Here is a 3,671-nt window from a genome sequence, read left to right as displayed (position 1 = left end):
GCGCTCATGACGGCCGGAATGCCGCCGGCGCGCTCGAGGTCGTCGAGGTAATGGTGGCCGGCCGGTGAGAGCTTGCAGAGATTGGGGGTCTTGCGCGAGACGGCGTCGAAGATGTCCAGCGTCAGCGGCAGGCCGGCCTCGGCAAAGACCGCGGGCAGATGCAGCACGGTGTTGGTCGAGCACCCGAGCGCCATGTCCATGGTCACGGCGTTTTCCAGGCTTTTTTCCGTGACGATGTCGCGCGGGCGGATATTTTTGGCCAGCAGATCCATGACGCGCATGCCGGCCTTTTTCGCCAGGCGCACGCGCTTGGCCGAGACCGCCGGGATGGTGCCGTTGCCGGGCAGGCCCAGGCCCACGGACTCGGACAGGCAGTTCATGGAGTTGGCCGTGAACATGCCCGAGCACGAACCGCAGCCGGGGCAGGCGTTTTCCTCGAGCTCGTCGAGGCGCTCCTGGCCGATGTCGCCGCGCTTGAACTTGCCCACGGCCTCGAACACGTCGATGAGGTCGCAGGAGCCGTCGGGCGTCGTGCCGGCCAGCATGGGGCCGCCGCTGACGATGACGGCCGGGATGTTGAGGCGCAGCATGGCCATGAGCATGCCCGGCACGACCTTGTCGCAGTTGGGGATGCACACCAGGGCGTCGAAGGGGTGGGCCATGGCCATGATCTCGATGGAGTCGGCGATGATCTCCCGGCTGACCAGGGAGTAGTGCATGCCGGCGTGGTTCATGGCCAGGCCGTCGCATACGCCGATGACGGGAAAGGTCATGGGCGTGCCGCCGGCCAGGCGGATGCCGGCCTTGACGGCTTCGGCGATGGTGTTCAAGTGGATGTGGCCGGGCACGACCTCGTTGGCGGAGTTGACCACGCCTATAAGCGGGCGCTCCATCTCTTCCCGGGTCAGGCCCAGGGCGTAGAGCAGGGAGCGGTGGGGGGCTTTCTCCAGGCCGGATTTGAACTGGGAGCTGCGCATGACGGTTTCCTCGCATGGAAAGTGTTCGGCTTCGCGCCGAGGCGACGAGTCTTCCACACCCGCGCCGCTTCTGGCAAGTTCGCCGCCACGCCGATTCGCCTGAAACGGGGCTCTGCCGTGCGCATCGTCAACCTGCACCATACGGCCTTTGTCGCGACGTTTCGCGCCCTTGGACACGACGTGCTGTCCATAGGCCCGGGTGCGGACTGCGACGTGGCCCTGGGCGAACCCCTTTCGGCCAGGCGCTTGCGCGAGCTGCTCACCGCGCGCGGCATGACCCCGGACTTGGTCTTCTGGTGCGACGCCTGCCAGATCCCCTGGGTGTTCGGCCTGGAGACACTGCCTTGCCCGGTCATGGGCTATTCCGTGGACCAGTACATGCACCCCTGGCACGTGCCCTACAGCATGGGCTTCGACGCCGTGTGCGTGGCCCAGAAGGACTACCTGCCGCTTTTTAGCGAATCCCCCCACGGCCGGCCGGCCATGTGGCTGCCGCTTTTCTGCGACCCGGCCCGGGACCGCGACGCCGGCCGCGAGCGCGACGTGCCCGTGTCCTTCGTCGGCACCCTGGACGGGAGGGTCAACGCCGCCAGACGGCCGTTTCTCACCGCCTTTCGCACTCAAGCCCCGCTTTTCATGACCACGGGCGACTACGTGCCCGTCTTCCAGCGAAGCCGCCTCGTGCTCAACCAAAGCGCCGCCGGAGAGCTCAATTTCCGCGTATTCCAGGCCATGGCCTGCGGCGCGGCCCTTTTGACCGAGGAGGTGGAAAACGGGCTCGACGACCTTTTCACCGCGGGCAAAGACATGCTGACCTACCGGCGCGGCGACCCGGCGGACGCGGCCCGCGTCGCCCGGCAGGCGTTGGGCGATCCGAATCTGGCAGAAATCGCCCGGGCCGGACGGGACAAGGCGCTTTCGCGCCACAGCGTCGGCGCGCGGGCCCGCACGCTCCTGGCCCTGGCCGCGCGCCTGGCCGCTTCCGGCGCGCCGGCCCGACGGCTGCACGCCCTGGACGGCGTACGCCGCCAGTTGCGCAAGGCCTACGCCATGCTGGCCGTGGACGAACACCTGCCCCTGCGTCCGCAGGACCGCGAGTTCTTCCTTTCCCAGACCCGGATCTAGCGTTGCGTCCGCGAAATGCCTACCTGCGCATTTCTCGACAACATCCTCGAGAAATTATGGTTTTCTAAAAATCCCTCGTATTTTTTCACTGAAACGACTTTCGCCGCTTCGCCCTCAGGCCTCGCTGGCCTCCCGGGCATGGGGACGGGCGAAACCGTCGATCTTCCCTTTGCCGGTTCCCAGGTATTTCTTCCAGCCAAACTCGGCCAGGAACAGGTACAGCCTGGCCGGGAGCGGGCAGGGCACGGCGATGTCGCCCGAGTCCGCGAAATCAGGTCGGTTCGTCGCAACGAGCAGGCGCGCCTTGGCTTCGAGCGCCCGGCGGACGCGGCTGCTCATGAAGCCAAGCGAAGCCAGCCCGCGCCCCTCGTACAGGCCGCCGCCCCCGACGGCGCAGCCGCCCATCCAGTCCAATCCCGCTTCCCTGGCGAACAGCCGGCAGGTGGCCAAGGCGGCGTCGTTGTTCTCGCTTTCGGGAAAGCCGCAATTGACCGCCGCCGCGAAGCGCGGGCTTCCTGGCGGGGAAATCTCCCTTCTCCAGGCGGCCAGGCGGGTCAGCACCTCGAGGACGTGGCCGGGCAACTGATCGGCGTAAAGCGGGGCGAACAGGAACACGCCGTCCGACGCGTCCACGGACTTGGCCAGCTCCACGAACGTGTCCTCGTCATGGCGGCCGGCATACAGATCATGGACGACGACTTCCGTCCCTCCTTCATGGAGCGCCTTTTCCACGTGACCAGCCAATCCCCGCGAGACGCTTTTCCCCCTTCGCGGCGACCCGCACAGCAGCGCCACGCGCTTTTTTTCCATCCCCGGCGAAGCCTGCCTGTACTCCAGCAGCCGCCCGATGCTTTCGCGCATGCTTTCCGGGGCGTCGTCCGCGCAGACAATCGTGCTCGCCTGCCTTTTGCTCAGCATGTTGGCCGCGTTTCGGGCCACGATGCCGGAAAAGACCTGCCGCATCTGCGCGTCCTCTCGCGGCAACAAGCCGACGGCCAGCACGTCCGGCGTCTTTTCATATCGGGCAAAGTGGCGCGTGCGGCCTTCCAGGCGCTGAAAATGGGGCAGCAGCGTGGGCAATACGCCGCGCTCGACCACGGTCTTGAGTTCGCCGCCATAGCCGCCGAAAACGACCGGGCTCAAAAGGACGACGACTTCGGTCCCGGCCAGCTTGGCGGTCACGTCCCTGACGGCGTCGTCGATGACGCACGTCCCGGGCGTCCTGATCCAACAGCCGAAGCAGCCCAGGCACGGCGCGGCCCCACCGCCGGCGCAGGGCACCACGTCCAGGGACAGGCCCCGGCGCGCCGCTTCCTCGCCCAGGCACTGCCGCACCTCTTCGCCGCCCTTGACGTCGCCCAACCCATCCAGGACCAACCATGTCTCGGCCATGCACCTGCCTCCTGGCGAATGTTGTCAGTGATAACATTCCTAGTGTTGCGTCCTTGAAATAAATCTATATACTGGCCTCCAGTTTAGGAGGTCAGGATGGGCGCTCGGGTAAAGGTTGAGTTGACGGAGGAGCAGGCGGCAACGCTGCGGATGCGGGCTGGGTCCGGCAAGACCGAA

General features: G+C 66.6%; 3 protein-coding genes. 1 reads left to right on the top strand and 2 read right to left on the bottom strand.

Going from position 1 to position 3,671, the window contains the following annotated elements; translation table 11 throughout:
- The coding region (locus tag Q1K70_RS18335; RefSeq protein WP_300162792.1) for a dihydroxy-acid dehydratase at positions 1-977 on the bottom strand (977 nt) is incomplete at its 3' end.
- A 117-nt stretch (positions 978-1,094) separates the two neighbouring features.
- Here Q1K70_RS18335 and Q1K70_RS18330 point away from each other — a divergent pair.
- Positions 1,095-2,102, top strand: a complete 1,008-nt coding sequence (locus Q1K70_RS18330) for a glycosyltransferase (protein ID WP_300162789.1) — start codon at positions 1,095-1,097, stop codon at positions 2,100-2,102.
- A gap of 114 nt (positions 2,103-2,216) precedes the next feature.
- Here the strand turns inward: Q1K70_RS18330 and Q1K70_RS18325 are convergent, their stop codons facing one another.
- Positions 2,217-3,494, bottom strand: a complete 1,278-nt coding sequence (locus Q1K70_RS18325) for an NAD(P)H-dependent oxidoreductase (protein WP_300162786.1) — start codon at positions 3,492-3,494, stop codon at positions 2,217-2,219.
- Positions 3,495-3,671 lie beyond the last annotated feature (177 nt).

The sequence above is a fragment of the Solidesulfovibrio sp. genome, from assembly GCF_029978005.1.
Taxonomy (GTDB): Bacteria; Desulfobacterota; Desulfovibrionia; order Desulfovibrionales; family Desulfovibrionaceae; genus Solidesulfovibrio.
Note: the sequence above shows the minus strand (reverse complement) of the source record. Positions and strands in the feature narration are given on the sequence as shown.

Coding starts and splice junctions, on each gene's coding strand:
- Q1K70_RS18325 (WP_300162786.1), bottom strand. CDS start 3,494: ATGGCCGAGACATGGTTGGTCCTGGATGGGTTGGGCGACGTCAAGGGC.